At 41.5% G+C, this 948-nt stretch carries 2 protein-coding genes; both read left to right on the top strand.

Annotated features, from left to right (window positions below; translation table 11 throughout):
* Positions 1-211, top strand: a 211-nt coding sequence (locus C5687_RS24265; protein WP_146086316.1) for an ADP-ribosylglycohydrolase family protein, incomplete at its 5' end; no start/stop codon positions are given.
* 245 nt (positions 212-456) lie between these two features.
* Positions 457-894 carry a hypothetical protein gene (locus C5687_RS24260; RefSeq protein WP_238380523.1) on the top strand — a complete coding sequence of 146 codons (438 nt, stop codon included), beginning with the start codon at positions 457-459 and terminating at the stop codon, positions 892-894.
* Positions 895-948 lie beyond the last annotated feature (54 nt).

Here is a 948-nt window from a genome sequence, read left to right as displayed (position 1 = left end):
CACGGATAATTTCCGAGATGCCATTCTACTGGCCGCTAACCTTGCCGATGATGCTGACAGCGTTGCAGCGACGGCGGGACAAATCGCGGGAGCATTATATGGTTATTCCGGTATTCCGCAGGAATGGAAAAACAAACTCGTACAGCACGAACGTATCGCCAAAATGGCAGGTGAACTGTTCGATAGAGCTCCAGAGGATAATTTCTTATAATTATATTAGTCATCTGGTACGGGTATTGTACTGTGCCTTTTTCTTTGTCTGTACCTAATGGTTTGTTAGTTAAAAGCATCCCTGCGTGATAAAAATTGGAAAATACAGATTCTTCGACAAGAGAAGATAGTCAATCAACGGTTCGGGCCAATATTACGCCTGGTAGTAAAATCTCTCGCCGCGTTAAGCTGTATCTTGTTGTTTTGACAATGCCTGGAGATCAATATGTATAAATGTGGTACGTTATGATTCATTGGCTTTTCTTTATTCTCTTCATGATTTGGACGCTAGCGATTATCTGGAATGGAAAAGACTTATTCAGTAAAAAACAGTGGTGCCTTACCGGGTTGATGTTCGTTCTGGTGCTAGTGGCTACGGTTGTTATTGGTTTTACGTTGAAATGGTTTGCTCAGTCAATGTCATTATTCTCCGTCGCAACGGCGAAACACTATTCGATTATCTTTTCCATGTCTTTCCTGTGCGTATGGGGACTAAAAGTTACCGTTGTGCTGCTCTGTACGATCTTTTCCGCGATTACTGGAGGGCACAAAAAATACAATGCTGAAAATTATGAAGCATTATCGTCTATAACACGCGTCGTTGCGCCTGGCTTACTTATCGTTGCTAAAAGCGTAGTTTCCCTGGGTAGCGTCCTTATGTTTTCAGGTTTATGGCTTAAATAATCACGATTTAAAAAATATCTCAATGAATACCGAGATTAGTCCATAGTGGAATAA

Origin of the sequence: Enterobacter sichuanensis, assembly GCF_002939185.1 — a bacterium.
Taxonomy (GTDB): domain Bacteria; phylum Pseudomonadota; class Gammaproteobacteria; order Enterobacterales; family Enterobacteriaceae; genus Enterobacter; species Enterobacter sichuanensis.
The sequence above is the reverse complement of the archived record's forward strand: the minus strand, read 5'-3'. Positions and strand labels throughout refer to the sequence as shown.